This window comes from Marinobacter sp. LA51, from assembly GCF_030297175.1.
GTDB lineage: Bacteria > Pseudomonadota > Gammaproteobacteria > Pseudomonadales > Oleiphilaceae > Marinobacter > Marinobacter apostichopi.
In genome coordinates this window covers 111094-137021 of sequence record NZ_AP028070.1, presented here as the reverse complement: position 1 = coordinate 137021, position 25928 = coordinate 111094, and the positions used below count along the sequence as shown (strand labels likewise).

The window sequence follows — 25928 nt, the reverse complement described above, 5'->3', positions numbered from 1 at the left end:
ATACGTATCCCCAGTTAACATTTTGTCTCAGAGTGTTTTACACTGTTTAACGACTCCGGTAGTCAACGCCTATCGGGCCGGTTTGACAGGAAGTCGTCCATGTACTGAACTGACTTCCGGATCTTAGGAAATAACTCGACCAATAAGGGGATTTACAATGCGTAAACTGACGATCGCCGGGTTTGCAATGGCTACTGTACTGACGGCCGGTTGCGCCTCTAACCAGGCAGCTATCGACGAAGCCAATGCAACTGCGAATTCCGCAGAGCAAACTGCAGAGAATGCACTGAACACCGCTAACAGCGCTGCCAGCTCTGCACGTACTGCCCAGCAGACCGCCGAAGAAGCTCTGGCCGCTGCCAAGGCAGCTCAGAAGTCTGCTAACGAAGCGAACGAGCGCGCCAAGCGTATGCTCGAGCGTTCTAGCATGAAGTGAAGCTCAGCTTACGCTGATGCTAAAAAGGCCGGGTAATCCGGCCTTTTTTTATGCCTCCGGTTCAGGCTTTTCAGGTGAAGCTGGCGCGTTCTCCTTCAGAAACGTCGTCATCAGTTCCATCGGCAGCGGGAAGACGATGGTCGAGGTATTGGTGTTGCTCATATCGGCCAATGTCTGCATATATCTGAGCTGCATCGAACCCGAGTTCGCCGACATCACGTTGGCCGCTTCTACCAGTTTCTTCGACGCCTGCAATTCCCCTTCCGCGTGAATAACCTTGGCCCTACGTTCGCGCTCGGCCTCGGCCTGACGGGCAATGGCCCGAATCATGGATTCGTTCAGATCCACGTGCTTGATCTCGACATTGGCCACTTTGATACCCCATTCCTCGGTCTGGGCATCGATGATTTCCTGAATGTCTGAGTTCAGTTTGTCCCGTTCCGACAGCATTTCATCCAGATCGTGCTTGCCCAACACCGAACGCAGGGTGGTCTGGGCCAGTTGGCTGGTGGCGGAGTTGAAATCCTCAACCCGAATGATGGCGCGCTCGGGGTCCACCACCCGGAAATAGAGCACGGCGTTAACCCGAACCGTGACGTTGTCGCGGGAAATCACGTCCTGGCTGGGTACGTCCAGGACAATGACCCGGAGATCAACCCTGACCAGTTGTTGGATACCCGGGATCACGATAATCAGGCCGGGCCCTTTGACCCCCTGAAAGCGCCCCAGGAAAAACACCACGCCGCGCTCGTATTCCGGCAGAATCTTGATCGCCGAGCCAAGAATCAGCAACAACACCAGGGTCGGTGCCAGGTAGGGAATCAGTTCACCAATCATACGGCCTCCTTGAGTATGCCGTGAGCTTGTCTGCGCCGGGTCAGCCGTTTTCGTCCATGACCTCGACAGTTACTGTCAATCCTTCCATTGCCTTGACCTGAACCGAGTCGCCCTCGCTGACCGGGCCGGAGCTGACGGCCTTCCAGCGCTCGCCATTGAGCCGCACATGACCGCTGAACCGGTCGTGGTCCTGGGCGAAATCGTCCAACGCCAGGCCCTGCTCCTGGCTCATCAGCTCACTGCCGCTGACCGGTCCCTTGCGTCGCAGGCCGATAAACTTGGTCACGGTCCACAGGATGAAGCCCGCGGCGACTACGGCGGTGCCGCCAATGGTGGGGAGTGAGATGTCCCGGTGCGAGCCATCCATCAGGATCACCGAGCCGGTAACAAAGGCGACAATGCCGCCCACGCCCAGAATGCCGAAGCTGGGCACAAAGGCCTCGCCGACAATAAAGGCCAGCCCGAGCAGAATCAGCGCCAGGCCGGCGTAATTCACAGACAACACCTGGAAGGCGAACAACGCCAGGATCAGGCTGATAGCACCAATCACCCCGGGCACCACAGCGCCCGGATTGGCCAGTTCGAAGATGATGCCGTAGAAGCCGATGATCATCAGGAAGTAAGCAACATTGGGATCGGTAATGACAGAGAGCAGCCGGGTACGCCAGTCTGGTTGTGAGCGCACAAGGGCCAGCGAGCTGGTTTCCAGCGCCAGGTCACCGCGGGCCATGCGCACGGTGCGGCCATCAATTTGTCGTAGCAAGTCGCCCAGGCTGGGCGCCACCACATCTATCACGTTCTGCTCCAGAGCAGCATTGGCACTGAGGTTGACCGCTTCACGCACGGCCTCCTCGGCCCAGTCGGCGTTGCGGCCGTGGCGCTCGGCCAGCCCGCGAATGTAGCTGACGGCATCCTCGAGCACCTTGCGCTCCATGGCGGTGTTGCCCCGGCGCTTGCCATCTTCGTTCTGGTCACCATTCGCTGGCTCTGGTTCCTCCTCTGGGCTACCCGGCAGGCCGCCCATCTGCACCGGCGTTGCTGAGCCCAGGTTCGTGGCCGGGGCCATGGCGGCGATGTGGCTGGCATACAGGATATAGGTGCCGGCGCTGGCGGCCCGGGCGCCCTGGGGCGAGACATAGGTGGCGACCGGCACGTCAGAGGAGAGGATCGCCTTGATGATATCGCGCATGGAATCCATCAGGCCGCCGGGGGTATCCATTTCCAGCACCACCAGGGCGGCGCCATCGGCTTCTGCTCGCCGGATACCGCGGGTGATGTAGTCCATGGTGGCCGGGCCAATCGCGCCATCGATGGTCAGCACCAGGGCGGTGCTGGAGGCTTCCTGCTCGGCGTGGACCTGATGCAGCAGGGATCCGAGTGCAAGCAGCAGACCGGCGACCAGGGTCGCGCACCAGATTTTGAGCCGTTTGGCGCGGGTTGAAGACAAGGGTTGGAAATCCTGCATACCACCTCCCCGGCCCTGATTGAGGCTCAGAACATCTTAGCCAGCGCCGACACGGGTAGGCGGCGCAGCAGAAATCCGACTGCCGTCCATGGCCAGCCCGGTACGAAACACTCCGCCCGGCCAGATTCAATAGCTTTTACCATGGCCTTGCAGCCGGTTTTGGCATCCACACGAAACGGCGCATTCTTTATTTGTTCGTTTATGGCCGTTTTTATGTAGCCTGGATACAGTGTAGTCACACGAATCGGAGATTTCGCCTTTGCAAGTTCGACACGCAGTCCTTCCGAAAGTGCCGCAAGGCCGACCTTGGTGGCGGCGTAGGTGTTGATGCTGCCAGGCATGCCCCTTACCGCCGATACCGAGGACACGGTCACCAGGTGACCCTGCTCCTGCTGGCGGAAGATCTCCATCGCCGCTTCCATCTGGGCCAGGGCAGAGACAAAGTTGGTTTCAGCGGTCTGGCGGTTGGCCTCGAAGTTGCCGGTTCCCAGTGCCTGACCGCTACCGATACCGGCGTTCACGATGACCCGACCCAGAGTGCTGAATTCGCTCTGGAAGGCACGGAACACCTCAAACACCTGGTCGTGATTGTCTACGTCCAGGGCCCGGACACTGACGGTGACGCCAGGATAATCCCGTTCAAGTTCCGCTTTCAGATGATCCAGGCGCTCCGTTCGGCGGGCACACAGGGCCAGGCGGTCACCACGGGCGGCAAATTCCCGGGCCATGCCCTCGCCGAGACCGGAGCTGGCACCGGTAATCAGGATGGTACGAGCCATGGGCTCTCCTTGTTGTTGTCATTTTTATTGAGAAGAGCCGTGCATAAGGCTCAGAAATACAGTGTGGATGTCGACTCTTGGTCGGTATTCGGGGCTTTGTCTTCGGAGCTCTCGTCGGCCGCCACCTGGGTGACCCGCTCCCCGATCATGGTGGGAATACCATCGGCCTGGTCAACGGTGATTTCGATCGCCCGGCGCTGAATTTCCACGCCCGGGTGCTGCTTGCGGAAGACCTCTACTTCGGCCAATGCCTGGCGCCAGAGTTCGTCGCGATCCGAACGTGGGTATTCCTCGTCCGGGCGGTGCACCTCCAGCCAGACCTCGCCACCGGACAGGCCGATCTTCACCGGATCCCGGATAACTTGTACCGACGTGCCCTTGTCGACCTGATAGACAAAGCGCGAAATGTCTTCGTTGTACATGCGGAAACAACCATGGCTAACCGCCATGCCCACGCCAAACTTCTTGTTGGTGCCGTGGATCAGGTAGCCCTTCTCGCTCAGCAGCAAGGCGTGGCTGCCCAGAGGGTTGGAGGGGCCGGGTGGAATCATCCTTGGCAGATAATCGCCATCACGCTCGTACTCGGCACGAATGCTGGCAGGCGGATACCAGGCTGGTGATTCCAATGGCATGGTCACCTTGGCATCGGTCAGCGGTGACGGGTTTTCGGCCTTGCCGATGCCAACCGGATATACCTGCACACCGTTCTCGGTGAAATAGTACAGGCGGTACTCCGCCAGGTTGATGACAATGCCTTCACGCCGGGCATCCGGCATGACGTAACGCCGGGGCAGAGTAATTGCAGTGCCTTCTCCGGGCAGCCAGGGGTCCACTCCGGGGTTGGCTTTGACCAGTTCCAGATAACCCAGTGCAATCCGGTTTCCGATACCGGCAAAGGTGTCCTCGTAGCGGGTAGTGAACACATCGATCCGACCCGCCAGGTCGCCCTCCAGCTCAAATGTTGGCACGCGCGGGGAACGATCAGCCGCCGCTTCCTCGCCTTTTGCTTTAGCGTCGGGGCCGGACTTGCTGTCTTCGGATGCCTGCAGCGGCGCCACCGCCAGAACCAAAGCCATCAGGGCAAAACTTACACATTTGAACCACATAGAGATTCTTTCCAACCGTCTTGTCGACACGGGTACAGTGACAACCGCCAGCATCAGGAGTTCACGAGAGTGGCGGCGATAGTCACAATCGCCAGCACCACGAACAGAACGCTGGCACAGATTCTTGCGGTGGCCAGGGGCAATCGATCCATCAGCCAGCGCCCTGCCATGATAACCGGTATATTGGCAATCAACATCCCCACGGTAGTACCAAGAACTACCCATACCGTTTCGGTAAAGCGTGCTGCCAGCACCACGGTGGCCACCTGGGTCTTGTCGCCAATTTCCGCCAGGAAGAACATCACCGTGGTGGCCATGAAAGCACCCATGCCCAGGAAGCGGGAATCTTCGGAGTCGTCTTTGTCCGGAATCAGCAGCCAGGCGGCGATGGCGACAAAACTTACGGCCAGAATCCACGGCAGCCAAGCCTCCGGTAGGAAATTGGCTATCCAGGCGCCGAGCCAGGCCGACAAGGCATGGTTGAGCAAGGTCGAAATGAAGATGCCAAGGATAATCGGCAGGCGCTGGCCGTAGCGCACCACGAGGAACAGGGACAACAGTTGGGTCTTGTCGCCAATTTCAGCAATGGCGACAGCGGCCGTTGAGGCCAGAAAGGCTTCCATAAAGAGCTCCAGGGCGGATTACCAGACATGAGACAGCGCACCTTCCGCCCAACGGAGATGCCCTGCCTCAGGTCTTGCCAATTCCACAGATACTCCGTGGAACACGATAGCCATGGAGATTGAGCCCCAAGTGTGTTGACTACCGTCCGGCCATCAAATACTGCATGGCTCGGAGGCTACTCCCCTGAAGGAGCGCAAAGTGTATGCTTTTGACACTCGGGAGGCAACTAGGCCCGCATTTTCCAGACCGGGATGACAGCCAGCGCGACAAACACCGCCACCAGCCACCAGGCGGTGTGGAACGCCTCAATAGTGGGCATGCCATTGCGGTGTTCACCAAACTCGATGGTCAATGCCACCATGTTGACGCCAAAGGCACCCCCCAACTGGCGGGCGAAATTGATGGTACTGGAACCAGCGCCCAATTCTTCCGGAGCCAGCGGATTCAGAGCACCGGTCGAAAGAGCCGGCAGCATGAAACCAATACCAATGCGACCGACCACAGTCCAGAGTGCCAGCCAGCCGAACGCCAGCGTCAGGTCCGACACCGCAAACAACACCGCCGAAGCGGCAAACAGCACGATGCCGAACACCACCAGTTTGCTCGAACTTTGCCGGTCGGCCAAACGCCCGGCCAGGGGAAAGGTCATACCCAGAACCACACCGGCCGGCAACATCAACAAGCCGGCGTCGGTAGCGGTGTAATTCAGCGCAGTCTGAACAAACAGCGGTATCAGGTAAGTTGATCCGAACAACGCCAGACCCAGTGCCAGGGCGCCGATATTGGCGTACAGGAACACCGGCTTGCGCAACAGCGATATATTGACCAGGGGATGACGGGTGCGCCGCTCCCGGAACAGGAACAACACCAGTGTCAGGGCCGACAGCACGCCACCGATGGCCACGCGCGCTTCCTGGCCAGCCAGATTCTGCAACCGGTTCAGGGTGTCGAGCGACAGCGCCAGGGTAACGCCGAGCAGGATCAGGCCCAGCAGGTCAAAGCGGTAGGGCGCTGGGCGGGAGGGCGGTAAGGGCAGGAACCGCCAGGCCATGGCCACACCAATGATGGTAACCGGCGCCGGCGCAAACATGACGTAACGCCAGCTCAACTGATCAACCAGAAAGCCTCCCAGCACCGGCCCCAGGGCGGGCGCCAGGATCACCCCCATGCCGTAGATGCCCATGGCCTGGCCCCGCTTCTCCCGGGGGAAGATGCGGAACACCAGGTACATGCCCATGGGCTGCATCAGACCGGCCATCGCGCCTTGGCCAACACGGGCGGCTATAAGCTGTTCCGGGGTGGCAGCAAAGCCGCCGGCAATGGAAATTACGGTGAACATGAACATGGCGCAGGCCAGGGTCTTGCGGACGCCAAAATGGTCCAGCAGCCAGGACGATGCCAGCATGGTGGTGGTCATGGCGGCAATAAACCCGGTCGCCAGCCAATGCACCCGGCCCTGGCGAATGCCGAACTCCAACATGATGTCGTGCAGGGCGACGTTGACCACCGTGGCACTGAGCACCGTCGCCATGGTGCCGAGCATCACTGTGGCCACCGCCAGCCAACGCCAGCGTTCCCCGTATCGGGCCCGGAGACCCTCGACCGTGTTGTCGCTCAAGACTTACTTCTGCTTTTCAGCGTTTTCCAGGATCTTGTTGAATACCCGGACCGTGGTTTCGATGTCGTCGTCACTGATGCCGTCCAGCATCTGTTCCCGCAGCTTCTCAGCCCGCACAGTCAGATCGTCCATGAACTCCCGGCCAGCCGGGGTCAGGTGTAACCGGCGCGCGCGACGGTCATTGGGACAAGGCCGGCGCTCGATCAAACCCTGCTCTTCCAGACTGTCCAGCAACCGCACCAGGGTCGGGTTCTCAATCGCCATCAGGCTAGCCAGCTCCCGTTGGGTCAGGCCTTCGCCGCCTTTGTCCAGATACACCATGGTGCTCCAACGGGCCTGGGTTACGCCCAGATCCTTAAGGCGCTCGTCGAGCATTTTTCTCCAGCGACGGGTAACCCGGGCCACGGCAAAGGGAAACTGATCTCTCATGCCTCAAACTCCACTCAAATAGGCGGGTCAGCGGAGTGCCATCCAACGGGACTGACACGCCGACCTCGAATTGATCTTAAAACTGACCTTATCGGAAAGGTAACAATAGTATGCTAACCATTGCTATAAATACAGATGTGAATACAAAAACAACGTCGTAGAAAACCGAGAGATGGGTCAGCCCGCCGGGTTTTGGGTCGCCCGCTGAATGTCCTCCATTTCGGGCGACTCGTGAAATTCCTCGTTACGGGGGTCAATTTCCGTCAACACCGATGAGGTCTCTGGCATGGCCGGGACATAATGCTCCTGATCCTGCACCGCCACATCGTCGGTGTGACTGATGCGATAGCTGGTAATCACCGCCAGCACCAGCAGGAAACCGGCGTTGCCGAAGAACAGGCCTGACGGCCCCAGCACATTGATCAGTTCGGCCATGACCACCGGGCCAATCACACTACCCACGCCATAACTGAGCAGCAGCGTGGCACTGGCGGCAACAATCCGGCTGCTCTCCATCCGGTCATTGGTGATGGCAACCGCCACCGGATACAGGGTTGCTGACAGACCGGTAAACAGCCCGACGAACAGGGTCAGCTGCCAGATGTTATCCGCCCCGAGGACCGCCACGGCAACGGCAGAGCTGGCCGCCAGTATGGCCACCCAGAACATCACCCGACGCCGGTCAAAATGATCACACAGGCGCCCCAGGGGCCAGGCCAGGATCATGGCCGCAACGATGGCGCTGGCCATGAAGGTCGAGGTTTTGGCCACATCCAGTCCCACCAGGGTGGCGTACACCGGACCCAGGGCATAAAAGCCGCCAATCATCACGCCACAGGTCAGGGCGCCGGCAACACCGGTAAACGATTCACGGGCGAGCGTAAAAATGGAGATCCGATCCACCTGATGAATGGCCGGCGCCTCCATCCGGGTCAGCGACAACGGAAGCAGTGCCAGGGTGAGCAGGATCGCCGCCAGTGAAAAGGGCATGAAGTTGGCCGGGTCGCCGACGTTGACGATCAGCTGACCGCCCGCGGCCGAGGAATAGAATACGATCTGATAGACCGCAAACAGTGCGCCCCGGTTGGTATTGGTGGCGCGGCTGGAAAACCAGCTTTCGATGACCACCAGCACACCGGCAATACTGAATCCGGAAATAACCCGGAGTACCGCCCAGAACGGCTCGGATACGGCCATCGGGTAGAGCAGCGCCGCCACGGCGGAAGCTGCGGCAAAAACCGCAAAAGCCCGAATGTGGCCAACCCGACCGATGATTTTGTGCACATACAGGGTGCCGAGCACAAAACCAATGGAGTAACACACCAGAATCCAGCCGATGATGTCAGGCGACACCGCCTCGATACTCAACCGGATGCCCAGCAGGGTCATCAGAAAGGCGTTGCCGCTGACCAGCAGCACGATGCTCATAATCAGGGCAGACAGGGACGCGACCATCTGGGTCATGACGACAGACTCCGGGTATTGCAGATACGGTAGGTGGTAACAGAAAACCGACAACATCAAGATCCGGAATCGGCCGGACGCGCATTAAATCAGTACCGAATATTCATCACCACTAAGCACTTGCCGAAACACTCTGCAAGCGTAGTCGACTCCTCTACAACTCCGCCAGCGCGCGGTTTTACAGTGTTTTACATTAATGGGTCGTAACAGACTGCACGTACGAGAGCAGGTAACATGAATTTCAGCTATTTATTAGACTCGTGAGCGCGTCGTTATGAAAAAAACGGACTGGCCCATTCGCTGGGATTTGCTGCTTCGCTACCGACTGATTGAAACCATTGCCCTGTGGGAAGGTCGCCTGACCACCAACCACATCTGCCACAGCTTTGGCATTGGTCGTCAGCAGGCATCGAAGGACATCAACACTTATCTGCGCGAACTTGCCCCGGGCAACCTGGTCTATGACCGGCACCTGAAAGGCTATGTCCCGGCTCCCAACTTCCAGCCGGTGGTAACCCGCGGGCTGGTGGCAGAGTACTGGGACTTGCTGGCCCGCCAGCAGAACCTGAGCACCACCTTCGAATCGCTCAATATCGGCCCGCCCGAGAGCACCATTGTGCAAGGTCCGAACCGGGTCATTTCCCCGGAAACCATGCGCGCGGTGGTGCTGGCGACACGTCACGGCCGGCAGCTGCGGGCCAGCTACGTGTCCCTGAGTCGCCCGGAAGCGGTCGAGAGCATTCTTGAACCCCACACCCTGGTGTGCACCGGCAACAGCTGGCACCTGCGAGCCTGGTGCGAATCCAACCGGGAGTTCCGGGATTTCGCCCTGAGTCGTTTCCATCGGCCGCCCGAGGCACTGCGCCAGCGGGCCAAACGCGACCGCCAGCAGGACAACGACTGGAACCGCGAGGTCACCATGGTGCTGACTCCGGATCTGCGCCTGACCGAAGCCCAGCAACGCATCATTGCCCGGGATTACGGCATGGAGCGGGGCCGGCTTGAGGTTGAAACCCGCGCAGCCCTGGCGCCTTACGTGTTGTCCCGCCTGGGCATCACCCTCGACAACCAGCACCCGGACCCTCTGGTACAGCAGCTAGAGCTGGCCAACCCGGACCAGCTAGGCTTTGGCAGCAAACGGGAGCGGGCACTGAAAGCGGTAGCCGGCGTCTGCTAGACTGTCGGCGTGACCACCACCGCCCGTTTTCTCCTTCGTGCCACCGCTCTGGCGCTGTTGCTTCTGCCCCCGGCAGGCGCGGCAGCGGCGTCCTGTGGTGACCCGGCCACCCCCATTGCCCGCATTCAGGGTACCGGTGACCACTCGCCCATGGCCGGCCAAACCGTCACCGTCGAAGCCGTCATGAGCCACGACAGCCGTCAAAAGGGCGGCTTTCAGGGTTTCTACCTGCAGCAGGCCGACCACCAGACCGACTCCGATCCGCGCACCTCCGAGGCCCTGTTCGTGTACACCCGGCGCAGCACCGGTGACATCGGCGATCGCCTGCGCATTACCGGTACTGTGAAGGAGTTTCACGGGCTCACCGAACTGGTTGGCATCAAGGCTCTGACTCGTTGCGGGCGCGAGCCAGTACCCGCTCCTGTTGCCCTGAGCCTGCCCTGGCCACAGCACCCGGAATCCCTGGAAAACATGCGGGTGCGCTTCGAACAGCCGCTAACGGTGATCGACAGTCACAACCTTGCCCGCTACGGCGAACTAACCCTGGCCCAGGCCGATCAGGTCAACGCCACCGAGTACCTGGAGCCCGGGCCGTCGGCCCAGCAGGCCAATGAGCGGCAGCGCCTGCACCGGGTAGTGCTGGATGACGGCCGCCGGCAACAGCAGCCCCGGCCAGTACCCTGGCCGCCAGGAGGACTGACAGCCAACAACAGCGTGCGTGCCGGCAACCGTTTCGGTCAGCTGGCCGGCGTTCTGGACTTCCGCTTCGGCGACTGGCGCCTGCAGCCCGAGGCAATGCCAGAACTACTGAAGGCCAACCCCAGGCAGCCGCCGCCAGCACGCCCGGAACAGCCACACCTGCGACTCGTCACCTTGAACCTGGCCAATTACTTCAACGGCAATGGCGACGGCCAGGGATTTCCCACCAGCCGTGGCGCGCGCTCACAAACCGACTACGAACACCAGCACCAGCGCCTTCTGGCCGCCTTGCGGGCGCCGGACCCGGACATCCTGGCGCTCACCGAACTGGAAAACGACGGCTATGGCGCCACCAGCTCGGTAGCCACCCTGGCCGAGGCCCTGGGGCCACGCTGGCGCGTGGTGACTACTCCCGGCGCCGACGGCCAGGATGAGATCCGCACGGCCTTGTTGTACCGCTCCGATCGGGTGCAAACCAGTGGTCGTGCCGAACGCCTGACCACAGGACTGTTCCAGCACCGGGGTCGGCCACCGGTGACTCAGGTATTCCGCGCCAAAGACGGCGACACCGGGGTTCGAATCACCGCCCTGCACCTGAAATCCAAGTCCTGCCGCGGCGCCACCGGAGCCGACCTGGACCAACGGGATGGCCAGGGCTGCTACAACGATCGCCGGGTTCGGGCCGCCCAGGCTATCATGCAATGGCTCTCGGAATCGCCCAAGCCTGACCATCTGGCGGGCACCCTGATTACCGGTGACCTCAACGCATACGCACTGGAAACACCGCTTGAGGTATTCCGCAGCGCCGGCTTCGCCAGCATGGTGCACCAGCTCCAGCCCTGCGATGCCAGCACCTGCCCGCACTACACCTACCGCTACAAGGGCGCCCGCGGCTCGCTCGACTACGCGCTGGCATCTGACCCCTTGCAGCCACGAATCCTCACCGCTGCCACCTGGCTACTCAACGCCGACGAGCCCCGGGCGCTGGCCTATGACGGCCCGCTGGGCATCAAATCAGTTCTGCCCTGGCGCTCTTCCGACCACAACCCGGTAATCACTGACATCCGTCTCGGCCACTAAGCCCCACCCCGCTGCGATTCACCGATGCCTGTCCGAATGGGTCAATTGGCCCTTTTGGCCCACTCCTCTGTCAGCGGGGTCATGGGGGGCAGCACAGGGACAGGTCATAATCCTTGGCAAACGACGTCCTTTGATAACAACAACAGCCTGAATACGAGGAACCTCCATGCGCGCGTCCACCTCCACCGCACAGGATCTGGGCATGCCGGCCATCTACCTGCACCTGCTGGCCGACCTGCTTCACAGTATCGGTATCGATGAAAAAGCCTTGCTGCTGCGGGTTGGTCTCGATCCGCTCAGGCTGAATTCTCCCGACCTCAGGGTCAGCCAGGCCCAGGCCAGCGAATTTGTCACCCGGGCCATTATTGAAAGCGGCGAACCTGGCCTTGGCGTCATGCTGGCGCGGGAACTGAAGATGCCCCTGCATGGTGCCCTCGGGATCGCGATCATGAGCAGTCGAACTCTGGAGCAGGCGCTGGAGCTGATGACCCGCTACCTGACGCTGCGGGCACCGAACCTGCACGTCACCAACCGGCACAGCAATGGCAATGCCTGCTATTCGGTGACCTGTGATCAGGATTTGGGGCCGCTGCAGGGCTTCATCATGGACGCCATGTTGTTCGGCTGTATTTTCATGGGTGCGCAACTGACCGGCTCTACCGTGCCCGGCTTCCGGATCTTACGACGGGGGCCGGAGCCCGCATTCTTCCAGCGCTTCCGCCCGACGCTGCCGGTACCGGTGGAATATGGAGCTCTGGAGGACGCCTTGCTGATCCCGGTCAGCCAACTCGATATGCCGATCCGCTTCTGCGACGACCAGCTGGCCGAATCCTCTCGGATTAAGTGCGAAGAAGCACTCAGGGAACTGACGGAAGACGCCGGCTTTGCCTGCCGGGTACGGCGGGTAATTGAAACCAGCTACCCGTTCCCGCCGAAACTGGCGCGGGTGGCCGCCACCCTGTTCGTATCCGAACGAACGCTGAAACGACGTTTGCAGGAGGAATCCGCCAGCTTCCAGAATTTGGTGGATGAGGTACGACTGGAGCGGGCTCGAGCCTTGCTGACCACCACCGGCATGAACCTGAGCCAGATTGCCGACGCCCTCGGCTACGCCGACGCCGCCAACTTTACCCGCGCCTTCAAGCGCTGGACCGGAAGCAGTCCGAGCCGGTACCGCAACTGGGCACGGCAACCCAAGGCGAAGCCAGCGCCGGCGGCAATGGCCGCCAGCGTCTGAGTCAGCGGTTCAGTCGATGCCGATGATCTTGTGCATCTGCAGGGTCAGGCGCCACTGGGGGTGAGCCAGGCAGTACTCGGTGGCTTTGCGGGTGTTGCTCTGCTTGATCGGATCCGGGCCCGACCCGGGCACGGTCGGTGACGCCATCGGTGACAGGAAATAGTGCTGGGCACGAATGTGCTGGAATCGATCCGGCATGGCCAGGACCTGGGGATAGACCAGCTTGAGCTCATTGCAGGTTTCCAGCACCACCTGGGCGTTGGCCTTCGGGCTCACGCACAACCAGTCAATGCCTGCGGGCGCCGGCAGGGTACCGTTGGTTTCCACCCCCACCTCGAAGCCTTCCCGGTGCAGGGCTTCAATTAGCGGCACGTCCAGCTGCAGCAACGGCTCCCCACCGGTACAGACCACGTAAGGGCGTCCAGGGGCATCCGGCCACAGGCTGCGGATGTGCGCCGCGAGCGCTTCGGGAGTCTCGAACTGACCTCCGTTCTGGCCGTCAGTGCCGACAAAATCAGTATCACAGAAATTGCATACCGCTGCGGCCCGATCCTTTTCCCGGCCAGTCCACAGATTGCACTTGCTGAACCGGCAGAATACAGCGGCGCGCCCAGCCTGGGCACCTTCGCCCTGCAGGGTGTAAAACGCTTCCTTCACCCGATACATCAGGCGCTCTCCTCATACACCAGGGGGTCGGTTACGCCATGGATGGCGAAAGCTTCCAGACGCTCGACACAGGAGCCGCAACGACCGCAGGCGAGCTCCCGGCCGTTGTAGCAGGTCCAGGTCTGGCTGTAGTCCAGGCCCAGCTTCAGCCCTTTGGCCAGAATCTCACCCTTATCCAGGGCCATGAACGGCGCCTCGACCGCTACCGGCTCATAATTGGCCACTCGGCATACTGCGTCCATCTTCTCGACAAACTCGGGACGGCAATCGGGATAGATAGCGTGATCACCACCATGGGCACCATACCAGACCGCGTTGGCGCCAACGGTAACGGCATAACCGGTGGCCAGTGACAACAAAATCATGTTGCGGTTGGGGACCACCGTCGCCTTCATGTTGCCCTCTTCGTAGTGGCCCTCGGGCACGTCCACGTCCGAGGTCAGCGCTGAGCCGGCCATCACCTCGCCCATGGCCCGGATATCAATGACCTTATGGGGAATGTCGAGGCTTTCACACACTGCCGACGCAGACTCAAGCTCCCGAACATGACGCTGGCCATAATTGAACGACAGCGCATGCACGTTCAGACCCCGGGACCGGGCCACGTGCAGCAGCGTGTAGGAGTCCATGCCTCCGGAATAGATTACAACCACGGTGTCAGTCATTCGGAATCCCCAGTCGGTGTGGTGCAGGTTCAATCGGCCAACGGCCGCGCCCAATACAGGTAGCTGTCATCAGGCTTTTACAATCAGTGGACATATTGTAACAGTGCACGCACAGGTTGGGTTCGCGTCTCACGACCGGGGCGGGTAAACTCGGCTAAAAACAACGCATCGACTACACTGAGCCCATGACCACCGACAGCCACCCGGCCTTCATTGATTTTGAGGCTTCCAGCCTCGACCTGATCGCGAGCTATCCGATTGAGGTCGGTCTCTGCATGCCCGATGGCACCCTTCATAGCTGGCTGATCGCACCACACGTACTTTGGCAGGACTGGTCAGACAGTGCCGAACGCATCCACGGCATATCAAGGGCAACGCTGGACGCCGAGGGCACCTCGGTACGGGACGTGGCGCATCACCTTAACGAACTGCTACCAAGCCAGGTGTTTTGCGATGCCTGGACCTTTGACAGTTTCTGGCTGCATCGACTGTTCCGGGCGGCCAAGGTACGGCCGGAGTTCCAGCTCGAATCCATCTCCATGCTGCTGAACACACAGCAGGTCCGGGAATGGTCTGGGGTTCGCCAGGAGGTCATCGTCGAACTGGGCTTACCAGTACACCGGGCCGCCAACGACGCGCTGATCCTGCATAAAACCTGGGAACGAATCAGTCCAGAGGGCAACGCGCCTCTGCCATCAACGGATCACAGCCATCAGGCTTGATGCCTGTTACTGATAGACCCCCGAGAAACCTGGCCGTTAGTGGCGAGCGCTTTTGGCGCGCAGAGCGATGACTTCCAGACCATCCCGAAGGGTATTCAGGGTCCAGTAGGTTACCAGGGCCATCAGGCCTGCGCCGGCAACGGTAAAGATAAGATCTTCGCCAACTGGCTTTTCTTGTGCAAAAACCATGTACAGGGCCAGGGCGGCGATGAGGGCAAGTTCGATAACTACGTGAGAGCGGAATTTATTGCGGATAGAACCGGCTTGGTCGGTCATTTGCTTAGGTTTCAACCTCGTTGAAATTCGATATGAATGATTAATCAGTGAACAAATTATCACCAAATCAATGTCGAATTACTGTACGAAGTAATGGCTACGAGGTTTCCACTATCAAAAAAAAACGCAGCCAAAAGGCTGCGTAGAAAGGAGAGATCCATGCAGTTTCTGGCTCACCAGAAGCTGTGGATTGCACAACGTAAAAACACGTGACACTGCGAATTATCCCGACCAAGCCCCAAGCCGTCTGTACGGGTTTGCCGAAGCTCCCAGGCTCTTGCAAACCCGCGACTAGCCTATACACTGATGACTGAACCGAACCACAAAGAGCCGGTATGTCCAAGTTGATCACACAAACGAGTTTCCAGTCCGCTACAGATTGCCGCGTCGCGCAATCTGTGCGCGCTATGGTGAAAGACATCTAACGGCTTTCGGTCAGTCCCGGGAGCCTCAGCAGCGACCGGGTCAGCTTCTCCGCAAGAACCCCGGTTGCTCAGGCTCCGGGGTTTTGTTTTTGCAGCCGCAAAACGACAAGGAGAACATCATGAAAAGACAACCCACAACACGTGCAGCAAACCAGCCTGACCATCAGCGTCCCGGAGCCCTGAAGCGCCCGGCCAAGCTGCCGCTGCTGGATGCGATCTGCAAAAAACTGAACCAGCGAGTCAATCTCGACGACGAACAGCGAGTGCTGGGTGTGTACGAGCGTGGCTGGATCTTCAAGGGCGTGCTCGGCAATCTTGATGGCGCCGAGGCCCGCTATGTCAGGGCCCTGGCCACTCGCTACAATTCCTGGATTGCCCGTCAGGTGGCTTGATACTTAACCGCGACCGGTCCTGCCTGCCAGGACCGGTGCAGCGCCAGAGCGGCTAGTGGCGTCGGTTGAATTCAAGCACCACGGCAGATTCACCGCCGTGCACTATTGAGTAGTTGCTAATCACGTCGGAAATCTTTTCCTGGGAATAGGGTTTAACCACGTAACCATTAGCGCCGGCACTGATAGCGCGCTGGATGCTTTCAATGGAATCGTCGGCAGTCACCAACACGATGTGCTGCTCGGCCCGCGTACTCTTAAACGCCCGCAACAACTCGTGCCCGTTGCCATCCGGCAGTCCCAGGTCGAGCAGGATAATCTGAAACTCCTGATCCGCGAACGCCGCCTTGGCTGCCGCCGCATCGACACAGGCAAACACCTGAGTGGCACCGGCCTGATAAAGCATGTTGACCAGCCGCTCACGCATGATTGGCTCGTCTTCTACCACCAGCACCCTGAGGTCACTCATTGATTCTCTCCTTCAGTCTCTTGCACCCGGTCATTGTCTGATTCCTTCATAGTGGATCATTGCCCGACCGTCGTGGCAGATCGAGCGGTCCAGGCCGGACATCGCCAGAGTGATGGGCGTCAGCCGTCGCATCGCCATAGCCATCACCATAGCCAGTTCCTGAATCCGCACCTTCAGTGCCGAAGCGGGTCAGGATGTTACTGATGCTGACCGCAGTGGAATACAGGGAGATGGCAATAATCAGCAGGATCGGCTGCACAAACGCCACAAAACCGGGTACCTGGCTGCTTCCCAGTATACTCAGCATAAGAATAATCGCAGGCCCTAGTACGGCAAACAACGTCAGGGCGATAAAGAACACGATCCGTTCCTTGTACCGGCCGAGATCCCGGTTGGTCACCAGGCCCAACACGAACTTGCCAATGGCCAGGCCAGCGAGGATGACGGCGGCAATACTCAGGTCCGGGCGCATCAGGGTTTCATACAGCCGGCCATCCCAGAGCCGTTGCATGCCCAGCACCAGAAACGGGAAGAGCACAAACAGGATATCGGCGTAGGTGCCGTACATCATGCTCAGGGAAAACTGTTCGCTGCGGGGGTGCCTGTCATTCATTCGTCAGTTCCTGTTATTGGTCTGAGAAGTGCGATTGGGGTGATGTGACTGCTGCCGAACATGCTCGTTCAATCATCGCATTGAGCTCGTCCAGCTCACCGCGAACCCGCGCCCAATCCTGAGCCTCGGCTTTCAGCAGAGCCTCAACCGCGCCGGCCTGCTGGGTCATTTGCGGGTACCCCATGGCCCCCGCAGTGCCCTTGATCTGATGTGCCTCGGATTTCAGGGTCTCGACATCGCCGTGAATGCAAGCCGAGTCCATGCGCCGCAGACGCTCCGGCAGACCGGCCAGGAACTGAGGCACCAGACGTTCAATGTCTTCATCCTCGACGTCGCCCCTGACACTTCCGGTCTGGGGCCGGAGGTAACGTTCCAGCAGGGCCTGAACATGGGTATGGTCAATGGGTTTATTGAGCACGTCGTCACATCCGGCCGCCAGCAGGGCGTCGCTCTCTTTCTGATCGCCAGCGGTGAACGCGATAATGGGGCGCCGGAAACCGGTCTGGCGCAGCAGCCGGGTGGCGGCGACCCCATCCATGCCCGGCATGTGGCTATCCATCAATACCAGATGGATCGACTCGGACAGGGCACGGCGCACCGCGTCCTCACCACTGGCCACCGACAGCACTTCCAGACCCTGACGGCCCAGCATCCGCTCCACCAGGCGACGATTGTCCTCGCTGTCCTCAGCCACCAGAACCCGTCCCTTAAAGGCACGGGCCGGAGGTTCGACTGATTCCGGCGTGAACTCCAGGTATCTGGCCAGGGCCTCGTAGAAACGCTGTTTATCGATGGGTTTGGCTAGATGCTCATTGCAGCCCGCCAGACGATAGTCGGCTATGTCTTCGGCCATGACGTTGGCGGTGAGCGCGATCACCGGCGTATTGACGCCTGCCTCCCGCAACGCCGCAGTGGCATCGCGGCCATTCATCACCGGCATCTGGATATCCATCAGGATCAGGTCGAAGTAGTCGCGCAGGGCCAGCTCAAGGGCCTCAGCACCATTGCCAACGTGCACCAGCTCGGCACCAGTGCGCGCCACCAACAGCGACACCAGGCGCCGATTGGTCTCGTTGTCTTCGGCGCAGAGAATGCGTCCCGTCAGTCTTGGCGCCAGCACCATCGGAATCGAGCGCCGGCGCTGGCTCAGTTCCGACGCATCCTGCAGGAAATATACATTGGCAAGGGCTCCGGTACGGATCGAGACCTCGAATTCACTGCCTTCCCCATAGGTGCTGCGGACCTCGATATCACCACCCAGCATTTCTGCCAGGCGCCGGGAAATACTCAGGCCCAGCCCGGTACCGCCGTACTGCCGGGAGATGGCGGCGCTGCCCTGGGCAAAGGGATCGAACAGCCGAACCAGCTGTTCCGGCTTCATCCCGATACCGGTATCAACCACCCGGGCAACCAGAGTTTCCTCAGCACGATTGCACCGAATCAACAGGGAAATAGATCCTTTTTCGGTGAACTTAAGCGCATTTCCGCACAAATTAATAATGATTTGCCGCAATCGGGTGGGGTCAGTGAGAATCCTTTCCGGCAACGGATATTCACAGACAATGCTGAACTCCAGGCCCTTTTCCCGGGCTCTCGGGGCAAAGAACGCGCGGATTTCATCCAGTAGCTCCGGCAGGTCCACCGACACCACGTCCACGGCCAGTTTGTTGGCGTCGATCTTGGAGTGATCAAGAATATCGTTGACCAGTTCCAGCAGGTGCCGGCCACTGCGGACCACGGTTTCCGCGCTGCTGCGCTTTTCCTGGGGACTCAGGTCCGGTTCCAGCAGGGTCTCGCCATAACCGATGATTGCCGCCAGCGGGGTCCGGATTTCATGGCTCATGTTGGCCAGAAACTGGCTCTTGGCCTCGGCCGAATTGCGCGCCACCTCCTTTTCCAGCCGCTCCTGTTCGCGTTCGCGCTCAATGCGCTGGCGCTGGCGACTCTCGGTGGCATCGATGCAGGTGCCTTCCAGATGGGTGGGTTCGCCTTTCGCGTCGTACACCGTGTGCAGGGAGATATTGGCCCAACGCTCTTCGCCATCGCAGGTCAGGTACCGGGTTTCCACGCCCTTGATCTTACCCTCAGCTTCCAGCTTCGCCACTACCTGCTGTCGGACCCGATCATCGACGATACAGGTTTCCAGCACGTCGAGGTTCCGGGCCAGAAGATCACGGGCATTGCCGTACCCCATCAACTCTGCCATCGCCGGATTAACGGTGATGAAACGACGGTCCGGCGACATCTGAAACACACCCTCAATGGCATTATCAAACAGCGACTGATAGCGCTGCAGGTTCGACAATGCCCGCTGGCTCCAGCCCAGTGCTTCGCCCTGAACCTGCTTAATCCGGTCGGCCAGGGCAAAGGAAAACAGGATGATCTGGGCCGTCAGCCCGATCTGTGGTGAGTAGTTGGTGAGGGAATTGAGCGGCAGATAACCCATCACGGTGAGGGCATAAACCCCGAACCCGATCAACGCCAGGGTCCAGGCAAAGAAGTAGAAGCGGGCGGCCGGGTTGTAATAGCGCCAGGACAGATAGCTGACCACGATCAACACCACACTGAGCACCAAAGAGCCAATGACGATCCACTCCATCGCCACATGGTAGGGCAGGAACAGCGACAGCACGCCCGTCACCACCACCGAGTAAAGGCACAGCCGCAGCACCTGGTCGAGATCGGCCGAGCGTTCCGGGGTTTCCAGCAGGTGGCGGGCCATCAGCAGGCCCCAGAACCAGGTCATGATGATCTGAAAATGCAGGTAGGATTTATCAAACAGGGCCGGCCGGCTGTCCAACAACTGGATACCATGCACCTGTTCGGTGACGATAAATATGGCCGCTGACACCAGGTAGAGCACGTAATAGATGTTACTGCGTTCGCGCACCGACACCGCAACGAACAGATTGTACGCAAGGATGGCCAGCACGGCGCCTAACAGCAGTCCCCGCACCACCTCGTCCACGGACACTTTCTGGATATAGGCATCGGGATGCCAGAGGCTGAGCGGCAGTCGGAAGGTATTGGTGTTGGTAATGCGCAGATAGACAGTGTTCACCGAATCCGGCAATAACCCGAGCCGGAAGGTAGGGTTAGGGACGGCCAGATCCCGCTCGGTCCAATTGTCCTGGTAACCGGCCCGGCTCTGCTGCAAGACCTCACCGCCCTGCACCAGATACAACCGCACCTCATCCACCAGGGGCAGGGCCAGCTCCAGGATCCAGTCGCTGGCCCCGGCGCTACCGAGCGTGCGCACGTCAAACCGGACCCAGTAGGCTGATTCGGTGTAACCGAAGTTGAGTACGCCCCCCTCGTGCCGGGTAAAGGCGCTGAGGCCACGATCCTTGACGGTATTGAAACCCAGCTGCTGTTGAGGGTCTTCCAGGTACCAGATGCAGCGGCTCAGGTCACGGACGGAGGTGGTACTGCTGTTCAAAACCAGGGCGCCGTCACGACAGACCGGCTGGGTGGAAGCTGACGATGACAGCGATGCCGTCAGCAGGAACAACAACGCCACGAACACGCGCAGCGCAACGCGAACCACTGGGCTAGATGTCGAAAAATGCCGTTGCCGCAAAATGTGATCTCCGCGCGGGCAGATGCCTGTCTTATCGTTTATTGTCAGCATTCACAGCGGGGCCGAGTGTCCCGCAGACAATCACTTTAGCGGTTTACCCGCGATTGCGCACCTCAGAGTCCGACTAAATGAGACATTTCCGCCACTTCATTCGGATTGCCTGCATCCCTCTGGTGCTTGCCGGCTGCGGTTCCGAGGATTCCGGTCCAAGTGCCTTCAACCCCGCCACAAATGTGGATGTTACCTTTTCGACCTTTGCCCTGACCGAGGCCACCGACATTCTGTTGTTCAGTGACCTGGTTCTGGCGGTAGAGCCGGCTGACAGTGGTGACACCGCAGACCAGAATATCGCCGAAGGGATCCGCGCCCAACTTGCCGTCTTTCTGGAACTGAACTATCCAGACGATGACCCAACGGCCATCGCCTCGGTGCGCAACCCGCTGGATTTGATGCGCCGGGTGATTGGTGAAAGCGCTATTGGCAATTTTATCGATGGCCGACGCTACATGAGCGAGCGCATTGATGACGGCCAGGCTGGCGAGTACAGCAACACCACCAACAACGTCTCAATCCGATTCACCGATCAGCAGGCGTTGACAGACGGACTGGGGGTGTCCGAGTACAGCTGGCGTTACCCGATCGTGAAATGGGTGTACACGCCAGACAGCTCCAATCGGGTCACCCGGGTGATCAACTGGGTGGCGTCCGGGTCATTCGAAGCAGATACCACCAACCCCAGCGCCACCCTCGGCACCCAGTACCTGGCACGGGACTTCCAGACCTCCGGTTACAATGACGGCGCCCGGGCACTCACGGAAGGCAGCATCGTGATTGAGGGCGAGCGGGAAATGGCGTTTGTCCGGGAGTATCAGGGGCTGAACACTGACATCGTGCGAATTGATGGCACGGCTATTGGCACCAACGGGGGCACTGAAGGTGGGCCGGAGTTCGAGTTTGCGGGGGAAACCGTTGATTGCCTGCGCATTGAAATGAATTACACCGATCCGTCCGTTGCGGTGTTCACCTCACTGGACGAACCACCGCAACAGGATGATCCCGACAACGCCGGCCAAACCGAAGCCAATCCGGATTACTGCCTGAATCTGGACACTCCGACCTCAAGCTACGCCACCGCGCCTAGCGGGCTGCGCAACTGATCCGGCCCTGGACTGTCAGCTCATGCTCCGGTCACTCAGGTCCCAGTTTTGCAGAAAGCCTTTTTTCTGGTCGATCATGCGCTGGTAACTGGAAATCATGAACGCGACGTGAGGTGCCTGGGTCAGACGCAGGACTTCAATGCGGCGCTGCAACCGTTCAACTTCAGAGCTGACGCGCTGGTGCACGTGGTTGCGGACACTGTCATGGTGATCGAGGTCCACCGTTCGTTCGAACTGGCCCTGGTGGGCGGGCGTGGGCGCTGGCTTGTCCATTCGGTTGCTCATCCATTGAGTGTTGATAAGGTCCATCTCCCAATCTCGGAGTGTGCCCAGCTACAGCGCCAAGCGCAATAATAATGAACAGAGTTTCATTGTTATCCGGGCGCCGGAATTGGGTCACCGCTCTCCCCACGTAGCCAGCCCTGCTATAGTTCCCTTTAGATTATTCCCTGTACTGTCCGAGAGTGACCATGCCCCAGACCTCCGTCTCCGATACCCTCCGTGAATACCTGTCCTTGCTGGAACTGCTGGATGACGCCTATTGGGAAGCCGGCAACATCCATCACAAGGACATGCTGTACGACATCATCAGCATTTTCAGTCAGGAAGTGGCTGAGATGAACAAGCTCAGCATCCAGGACCATCACTACCCATACGAGGTCATTACCGAGGGTATCCGGCGGGTGGTGCCCAAGCTGGAGAGACTGGATGAGAACCGTGAGGATGTGATTCAGAGGACCCAGACACTGACCGACTTCCGCGACATCCTGTCGTCAGTGCTGGGCATTCTTGAAGACCAGCTGAGAACGCTCTGACCCCGGCGGTCTTACGCGGCCACCAGTGGCCGCTGATTCTCGGGGATCAGGGGAAAGTTCTTGCAGACGGTATAGACAAACTTGGCCAGTGCCGGCAGATGGTGACCAACAATCGGGAAACCGGTGTTCAGCAGGCTGACCGAGATGTCCCGCGCCGGATCGGCCCAGCACAGTTTGTTGATCAGGCCGACGTGGCCGAAAGCATCGCGACTCTGCGGCCCCCAAAGGCCGACCGGATTCCCGCCCAGCATAAGGCCCGCACTGAAACGCATCGGAATCATCATGGTCCGGTCGATCTGCAGCGAACCAAATTGCTGGATAGCACGCCGAACCGTCATTTCGCTGCAGATGCGCTTGCCGTTCCAGATCCCGCCATTAAGCATCATCTGGTAGAACCGGCCCATTTCCTCGGCAGTGCCAACCAGGTTGCCGGCGGGAATGACCGCCTCCTGGAACCTCGGATCGTTGGTAACCTTTTCCACCGTGTGAATGTCACTGCCCAGGGCACGATTGACGATCCAGGACACTGGGAACCGCGGCGTTGGACCGGTAGCGTAATTGCTGGCCAACTGGTGCAGGTGCTCCGGGGCAATGCCGTAAGTGAACCATTTCATGCCCATGGGCTGGCGCAGGTGTTCATCCAGGAATTCCTCGATGCTACGGCCGGTGACCTTCTCCAGCACCCGCTGCAACACAAAGCCGCCCGTGATGGCGTGATAGGCCACCTTGGCGCCGTCGACTTCCACCGGTGTGGCCTCGCATAACAGGCGCCAGATTTCATCCTTCTGCCAGAGCACATCAATCGGGGTATCCCGGGGAATGGCGGGGATGCCTCCGCGGTGGGACAGCACCTGATGCACGGTTATCGTGCGCTTGCCACCCTGGGCAAATTCCGGGCAGTAATAGGCGACCGGATCGGTCAGGTTGACCTGGCCCTGTTCGGCCAGCATATGAATCAGCAACGCTGTGACCGCCTTGGACGCAGAGAAGTAGCAGATGGGCGTATCCGTGGTCATCGCCGACTTCAGAACGCTTTCACTGTCGTTCGGGCCATTGCCGGTGGCGTGGCCGAGAGCCCGATGCAGTACCTGCTCGCCCCGGTGCCGTAGTGACAACTGCAAGCCCGGATGCACGCCAGTACGATACAAAGCCTCGGCACTGCGCCAAATGGCATCAGTCGTCTCCTGACTGACTCCGACCACGTCCGGGCGTTCGCCCGCAGCATCGCGGTAGGTAACGGCAGACAAGTCGGCGGGAACTTGGCAGGTGTGCAGGGCACGGCGCGCTATACGATTCATCCAGATACAACCTTAATTCAGTGGTCAGTGGTCTGTTTTTATTACTGGTTCAGGCGTCATTATGAACATGCGGGAAGAGGTGTGCCATCGAAACACAATTGCGACCCCGCGCTTTGGCCTTATACATGGCCCGATCGGCGGCTGCCCTCAATTGACCAGAATTCAGACCGTGATTCGGGAAGACGGCAACGCCAACACTGATGGTCAGGTGAACCGAATTGCCGTTCCCCAAAGGCTGCGGTACCGCGCTGACTCGGGCACGCAGACGCTCGGCAGTTTCGCGGGCCTCGCTCACATCCATCTCGGGCAGCACAATGACAAATTCTTCACCGCCAAACCGGCCGACCAGATCGACACTGCGAACGCTATCAAGGAAAAGCTTGCTGACCGACTTGAGTACCGAATCGCCGGCGGCGTGACCATAGGTGTCGTTCACGTCCTTGAAATGATCAAAATCGATCCAGAGGATAGCCATTGGGCGTTGATACCGCTTGGCCCGTTCCAGCTCTTCATCCAGCAAACGGGATAGCTCGCGACGGTTCAGCAGTCCGGTCAGGGAATCGCGGGTGGCCAGCTCTTCCAACTCGCTTTCCAGCTTCTTGCGGTCGGAAATGTCCAGCACCACACCTTCCACGGCGATTTCGCCCTGATCATCGACCACGCCACGCCCGCGCTCCCATACCCAGATTTCTCGCCTGTCTTTGCGAGTGAGCGCGTATTCCACTGAAAACGGCTGATCGGCGGCGAGGGCCTCGGCTATTTCCCGAGTCACGCGTTCACGAGTGGCGGCATCCACCAGGTCTGAATAACCGAGGCGCCGGCTGTCGATCAATTCCGACGGCTCGTACCCGGTCAGTTCAACGCAGCCATCAGAAACGAACAGCAGGCTCCACTGATCATCACGCAGACGCCGATACGCCATTCCCGGCAGGTTGTCCATCAGCACCGTGAGCTGACGCTCCCGGTTGCGCAAGGCCTGGCTCTGGCCATGCTGGAGGGCCAGCAGGGCGCGGTCCTTGTGTAGCTGTCGGAGCAAGGCGGTAAACAGCACCAGGCCGGTGACCAGAATGAAGAAAAAACCCTTCCAGGTCTGGACCCGGGACAGCGAAGCCGGGTCTTCAAACCACGCCTCTACAACCCGGTCGGAAAAGGCAATCCAGGCAAATCCGGCCACCAGGTATATGGAAGCCGCCCAAAAGGCCCGACGCACAGGCAGCAAACGGTTGGAGATCGATCGATCGTGGGGGTGTGTCATTGGTTAATCACATCAATGTGTGGCGCCCGGGCAGAACTCATAGCTGTCTCTTAAAATAGTCATGGCGAGGGTGTAAGTCGAGCCTTCAATACGCGCTTGGCAAAGGCTACCGACCCGGACTGTGCTAAGTTTTACTTCGACCATTGCCACCAGGAAATTCCATGACCCCGGGAATAAATGCCGCCAGAAAGGCCAGGATTGACCATGATATCCACGAATACCATCACGACCCGTCCTGCGAAAGCTACGGCACCGAAGCAGCGGACAAGATCGGCGTAGAGCCTGGCCGTGTCTTCAAGACTCTGGTGGTGGCAGTAGACGGCAAGGAACTGGCAGTCGCGGTGATCCCGGTTACGGCAATGTTGAGCATGAAACGGGTTGCCCGCGCGGCCCAGGGCAAAAAAGCCACTATGGCGCAACCGAACGCGGTCCAACGCAGCACTGGCTATGTCCTGGGCGGGGTCAGCCCCCTGGGCCAGAAACGGCGGCTGAAAACCTTCATCGACGCCTCTGCCGAGGCTTATGACACCGTCTTCGTCAGTGCCGGTCGGCGCGGACTGGAGATAGAGCTGGCACCAGACGACCTGGCCCAACTGGTCAACGGACACTTCGTGCCGTTGCAGCAGGACTAGGCTGCTCCGGGTGCA

General features: G+C 59.7%; 26 protein-coding genes. 9 read left to right on the top strand and 17 right to left on the bottom strand.

Annotated features, from left to right (window positions below):
* Positions 1-157: 157 nt before the first annotated feature.
* Positions 158-436: an Lpp/OprI family alanine-zipper lipoprotein gene (locus QUE89_RS00555; protein ID WP_041339864.1), complete on the top strand. Its 279-nt coding sequence runs from the start codon at positions 158-160 to the stop codon at positions 434-436.
* A gap of 48 nt (positions 437-484) precedes the next feature.
* On the opposite strand, the gene QUE89_RS00550 is transcribed toward QUE89_RS00555, so the two are convergent.
* The 8 genes from QUE89_RS00550 to QUE89_RS00515 all read right to left on the bottom strand — a co-directional run bounded on the left by QUE89_RS00550 (position 485) and on the right by QUE89_RS00515 (position 8758).
* Positions 485-1273 carry a slipin family protein gene (locus QUE89_RS00550; protein WP_286221367.1) on the bottom strand — a complete coding sequence of 263 codons (789 nt, stop codon included), beginning with the start codon at positions 1271-1273 and terminating at the stop codon, positions 485-487.
* 40 nt (positions 1274-1313) lie between these two features.
* A complete protein-coding gene (locus QUE89_RS00545; protein ID WP_286221366.1) occupies positions 1314-2738 on the bottom strand; it encodes an NfeD family protein in 1425 nt (474 codons plus the stop codon).
* Between the two features lie 26 nt (positions 2739-2764).
* Positions 2765-3517: an SDR family oxidoreductase gene (locus QUE89_RS00540; RefSeq protein ID WP_286221365.1), complete on the bottom strand. Its 753-nt coding sequence runs from the start codon at positions 3515-3517 to the stop codon at positions 2765-2767.
* A gap of 50 nt (positions 3518-3567) precedes the next feature.
* The gene (locus tag QUE89_RS00535) at positions 3568-4623 is read right to left on the bottom strand and encodes a L,D-transpeptidase family protein (RefSeq protein ID WP_286221364.1); all 1056 of its coding nucleotides are present in this window, start codon (positions 4621-4623) and stop codon (positions 3568-3570) included.
* Between the two features lie 53 nt (positions 4624-4676).
* Positions 4677-5246: a TMEM165/GDT1 family protein gene (locus QUE89_RS00530; RefSeq protein ID WP_286221363.1), complete on the bottom strand. Its 570-nt coding sequence runs from the start codon at positions 5244-5246 to the stop codon at positions 4677-4679.
* A gap of 227 nt (positions 5247-5473) precedes the next feature.
* Positions 5474-6865, bottom strand: a complete 1392-nt coding sequence (locus QUE89_RS00525) for a DHA2 family efflux MFS transporter permease subunit (protein WP_286221362.1) — start codon at positions 6863-6865, stop codon at positions 5474-5476.
* A gap of 3 nt (positions 6866-6868) precedes the next feature.
* Positions 6869-7294, bottom strand: a complete 426-nt coding sequence (locus QUE89_RS00520) for a MarR family transcriptional regulator (protein WP_286221361.1) — start codon at positions 7292-7294, stop codon at positions 6869-6871.
* 177 nt (positions 7295-7471) lie between these two features.
* Positions 7472-8758 carry an MFS transporter gene (locus tag QUE89_RS00515; RefSeq protein WP_286221360.1) on the bottom strand — a complete coding sequence of 429 codons (1287 nt, stop codon included), beginning with the start codon at positions 8756-8758 and terminating at the stop codon, positions 7472-7474.
* Between the two features lie 274 nt (positions 8759-9032).
* Here QUE89_RS00515 and QUE89_RS00510 point away from each other — a divergent pair, with 274 nt between their 5' ends.
* From QUE89_RS00510 to QUE89_RS00500, 3 genes are all read left to right on the top strand, one after another.
* The gene (locus QUE89_RS00510) at positions 9033-9935 is read left to right on the top strand and encodes a helix-turn-helix transcriptional regulator (RefSeq protein ID WP_286221359.1); all 903 of its coding nucleotides are present in this window, start codon (positions 9033-9035) and stop codon (positions 9933-9935) included.
* Between the two features lie 9 nt (positions 9936-9944).
* Positions 9945-11714, top strand: coding sequence for an ExeM/NucH family extracellular endonuclease (locus QUE89_RS00505; RefSeq protein ID WP_353506795.1), 1770 nt, complete (start codon positions 9945-9947; stop codon positions 11712-11714).
* A 166-nt stretch (positions 11715-11880) separates the two neighbouring features.
* On the top strand, positions 11881-12951 hold the full coding sequence (locus QUE89_RS00500; protein ID WP_286221358.1) for an AraC family transcriptional regulator: 1071 nt from the start codon (positions 11881-11883) through the stop codon (positions 12949-12951).
* A 9-nt stretch (positions 12952-12960) separates the two neighbouring features.
* On the opposite strand, the gene queE is transcribed toward QUE89_RS00500, so the two are convergent.
* Both queE and queC read right to left on the bottom strand, forming a co-directional pair.
* The gene (gene queE, locus QUE89_RS00495; RefSeq protein ID WP_286221357.1) at positions 12961-13617 is read right to left on the bottom strand and encodes a 7-carboxy-7-deazaguanine synthase; all 657 of its coding nucleotides are present in this window, start codon (positions 13615-13617) and stop codon (positions 12961-12963) included.
* Complete coding sequence (gene queC, locus QUE89_RS00490; protein WP_286221356.1) at positions 13617-14282, bottom strand: 7-cyano-7-deazaguanine synthase QueC; 666 nt, start codon at positions 14280-14282, stop codon at positions 13617-13619. The genes queE and queC overlap by 1 nt, the downstream gene beginning before the upstream one ends.
* Positions 14283-14467: 185 nt before the next feature.
* Between queC and QUE89_RS00485 the strand changes: the two genes are divergently transcribed.
* Positions 14468-15004, top strand: a complete 537-nt coding sequence (locus QUE89_RS00485; protein ID WP_286221355.1) for a 3'-5' exonuclease — start codon at positions 14468-14470, stop codon at positions 15002-15004.
* A gap of 36 nt (positions 15005-15040) precedes the next feature.
* Here QUE89_RS00485 and QUE89_RS00480 read toward each other — a convergent pair whose 3' ends face one another.
* The gene (locus tag QUE89_RS00480; RefSeq protein WP_286221354.1) at positions 15041-15280 is read right to left on the bottom strand and encodes a hypothetical protein; all 240 of its coding nucleotides are present in this window, start codon (positions 15278-15280) and stop codon (positions 15041-15043) included.
* A 544-nt stretch (positions 15281-15824) separates the two neighbouring features.
* Between QUE89_RS00480 and QUE89_RS00475 the strand changes: the two genes are divergently transcribed.
* Positions 15825-16097, top strand: a complete 273-nt coding sequence (locus QUE89_RS00475) for a hypothetical protein (RefSeq protein WP_203299103.1) — start codon at positions 15825-15827, stop codon at positions 16095-16097.
* A 52-nt stretch (positions 16098-16149) separates the two neighbouring features.
* Here QUE89_RS00475 and QUE89_RS00470 read toward each other — a convergent pair whose 3' ends face one another.
* From QUE89_RS00470 to QUE89_RS00460, 3 genes are read right to left on the bottom strand one after another with little or no spacing between them, the layout of a single operon-like run.
* Positions 16150-16563 (bottom strand): response regulator, encoded by a 414-nt coding sequence (locus QUE89_RS00470; RefSeq protein ID WP_286221353.1) that lies wholly within the window; start codon positions 16561-16563, stop codon positions 16150-16152.
* Positions 16564-16609: 46 nt separating this feature from the next.
* A complete protein-coding gene (locus QUE89_RS00465; protein WP_286221352.1) occupies positions 16610-17176 on the bottom strand; it encodes a hypothetical protein in 567 nt (188 codons plus the stop codon).
* A 13-nt stretch (positions 17177-17189) separates the two neighbouring features.
* Positions 17190-20807 carry a 7TM diverse intracellular signaling domain-containing protein gene (locus tag QUE89_RS00460; RefSeq protein WP_286221351.1) on the bottom strand — a complete coding sequence of 1206 codons (3618 nt, stop codon included), beginning with the start codon at positions 20805-20807 and terminating at the stop codon, positions 17190-17192.
* A gap of 77 nt (positions 20808-20884) precedes the next feature.
* Here QUE89_RS00460 and QUE89_RS00455 point away from each other — a divergent pair, with 77 nt between their 5' ends.
* Positions 20885-21913: a hypothetical protein gene (locus QUE89_RS00455; RefSeq protein WP_286221350.1), complete on the top strand. Its 1029-nt coding sequence runs from the start codon at positions 20885-20887 to the stop codon at positions 21911-21913.
* Between the two features lie 15 nt (positions 21914-21928).
* Here QUE89_RS00455 and QUE89_RS00450 read toward each other — a convergent pair whose 3' ends face one another.
* The gene (locus QUE89_RS00450; protein ID WP_286221349.1) at positions 21929-22222 is read right to left on the bottom strand and encodes a hypothetical protein; all 294 of its coding nucleotides are present in this window, start codon (positions 22220-22222) and stop codon (positions 21929-21931) included.
* Between the two features lie 161 nt (positions 22223-22383).
* Between QUE89_RS00450 and QUE89_RS00445 the strand changes: the two genes are divergently transcribed.
* A complete protein-coding gene (locus tag QUE89_RS00445) occupies positions 22384-22728 on the top strand; it encodes a hypothetical protein (RefSeq protein ID WP_203299109.1) in 345 nt (114 codons plus the stop codon).
* Between the two features lie 11 nt (positions 22729-22739).
* Here the strand turns inward: QUE89_RS00445 and QUE89_RS00440 are convergent, their stop codons facing one another.
* Positions 22740-24026, bottom strand: coding sequence for a serine hydrolase domain-containing protein (locus QUE89_RS00440; RefSeq protein WP_286221348.1), 1287 nt, complete (start codon positions 24024-24026; stop codon positions 22740-22742).
* 49 nt (positions 24027-24075) lie between these two features.
* Positions 24076-25281 (bottom strand): GGDEF domain-containing protein, encoded by a 1206-nt coding sequence (locus QUE89_RS00435; protein WP_286221347.1) that lies wholly within the window; start codon positions 25279-25281, stop codon positions 24076-24078.
* Between the two features lie 161 nt (positions 25282-25442).
* Here QUE89_RS00435 and ybaK point away from each other — a divergent pair, with 161 nt between their 5' ends.
* Positions 25443-25913 (top strand): Cys-tRNA(Pro) deacylase, encoded by a 471-nt coding sequence (gene ybaK, locus QUE89_RS00430; RefSeq protein WP_286221346.1) that lies wholly within the window; start codon positions 25443-25445, stop codon positions 25911-25913.
* Positions 25914-25928 lie beyond the last annotated feature (15 nt).

Excerpts from the sequence above, each read along its gene's own strand:
- queE (WP_286221357.1), bottom strand. The coding sequence starts at position 13,617 with ATGTATCGGGTGAAGGAAGCGTTTTACACCCTGCAGGGCGAAGGTGCC.
- ybaK (WP_286221346.1), top strand. The coding sequence starts at position 25,443 with ATGACCCCGGGAATAAATGCCGCCAGAAAGGCCAGGATTGACCATGAT.
- QUE89_RS00480 (WP_286221354.1), bottom strand. The coding sequence starts at position 15,280 with ATGACCGACCAAGCCGGTTCTATCCGCAATAAATTCCGCTCTCACGTA.
- QUE89_RS00440 (WP_286221348.1), bottom strand. The coding sequence starts at position 24,026 with ATGAATCGTATAGCGCGCCGTGCCCTGCACACCTGCCAAGTTCCCGCC.
- QUE89_RS00460 (WP_286221351.1), bottom strand. The coding sequence starts at position 20,807 with ATGCTGACAATAAACGATAAGACAGGCATCTGCCCGCGCGGAGATCAC.
- QUE89_RS00540 (WP_286221365.1), bottom strand. The coding sequence starts at position 3,517 with ATGGCTCGTACCATCCTGATTACCGGTGCCAGCTCCGGTCTCGGCGAG.
- QUE89_RS00500 (WP_286221358.1), top strand. The coding sequence starts at position 11,881 with ATGCGCGCGTCCACCTCCACCGCACAGGATCTGGGCATGCCGGCCATC.
- QUE89_RS00550 (WP_286221367.1), bottom strand. The coding sequence starts at position 1,273 with ATGATTGGTGAACTGATTCCCTACCTGGCACCGACCCTGGTGTTGTTG.
- QUE89_RS00530 (WP_286221363.1), bottom strand. The coding sequence starts at position 5,246 with ATGGAAGCCTTTCTGGCCTCAACGGCCGCTGTCGCCATTGCTGAAATT.
- QUE89_RS00515 (WP_286221360.1), bottom strand. The coding sequence starts at position 8,758 with ATGACCCAGATGGTCGCGTCCCTGTCTGCCCTGATTATGAGCATCGTG.
- QUE89_RS00485 (WP_286221355.1), top strand. The coding sequence starts at position 14,468 with ATGACCACCGACAGCCACCCGGCCTTCATTGATTTTGAGGCTTCCAGC.
- QUE89_RS00465 (WP_286221352.1), bottom strand. The coding sequence starts at position 17,176 with ATGAATGACAGGCACCCCCGCAGCGAACAGTTTTCCCTGAGCATGATG.
- queC (WP_286221356.1), bottom strand. The coding sequence starts at position 14,282 with ATGACTGACACCGTGGTTGTAATCTATTCCGGAGGCATGGACTCCTAC.
- QUE89_RS00520 (WP_286221361.1), bottom strand. The coding sequence starts at position 7,294 with ATGAGAGATCAGTTTCCCTTTGCCGTGGCCCGGGTTACCCGTCGCTGG.
- QUE89_RS00435 (WP_286221347.1), bottom strand. The coding sequence starts at position 25,281 with ATGACACACCCCCACGATCGATCGATCTCCAACCGTTTGCTGCCTGTG.
- QUE89_RS00445 (WP_203299109.1), top strand. The coding sequence starts at position 22,384 with ATGCCCCAGACCTCCGTCTCCGATACCCTCCGTGAATACCTGTCCTTG.
- QUE89_RS00470 (WP_286221353.1), bottom strand. The coding sequence starts at position 16,563 with ATGAGTGACCTCAGGGTGCTGGTGGTAGAAGACGAGCCAATCATGCGT.
- QUE89_RS00555 (WP_041339864.1), top strand. The coding sequence starts at position 158 with ATGCGTAAACTGACGATCGCCGGGTTTGCAATGGCTACTGTACTGACG.
- QUE89_RS00510 (WP_286221359.1), top strand. The coding sequence starts at position 9,033 with ATGAAAAAAACGGACTGGCCCATTCGCTGGGATTTGCTGCTTCGCTAC.
- QUE89_RS00535 (WP_286221364.1), bottom strand. The coding sequence starts at position 4,623 with ATGTGGTTCAAATGTGTAAGTTTTGCCCTGATGGCTTTGGTTCTGGCG.
- QUE89_RS00475 (WP_203299103.1), top strand. The coding sequence starts at position 15,825 with ATGAAAAGACAACCCACAACACGTGCAGCAAACCAGCCTGACCATCAG.
- QUE89_RS00450 (WP_286221349.1), bottom strand. The coding sequence starts at position 22,222 with ATGGACCTTATCAACACTCAATGGATGAGCAACCGAATGGACAAGCCA.
- QUE89_RS00455 (WP_286221350.1), top strand. The coding sequence starts at position 20,885 with ATGAGACATTTCCGCCACTTCATTCGGATTGCCTGCATCCCTCTGGTG.
- QUE89_RS00545 (WP_286221366.1), bottom strand. The coding sequence starts at position 2,738 with ATGCAGGATTTCCAACCCTTGTCTTCAACCCGCGCCAAACGGCTCAAA.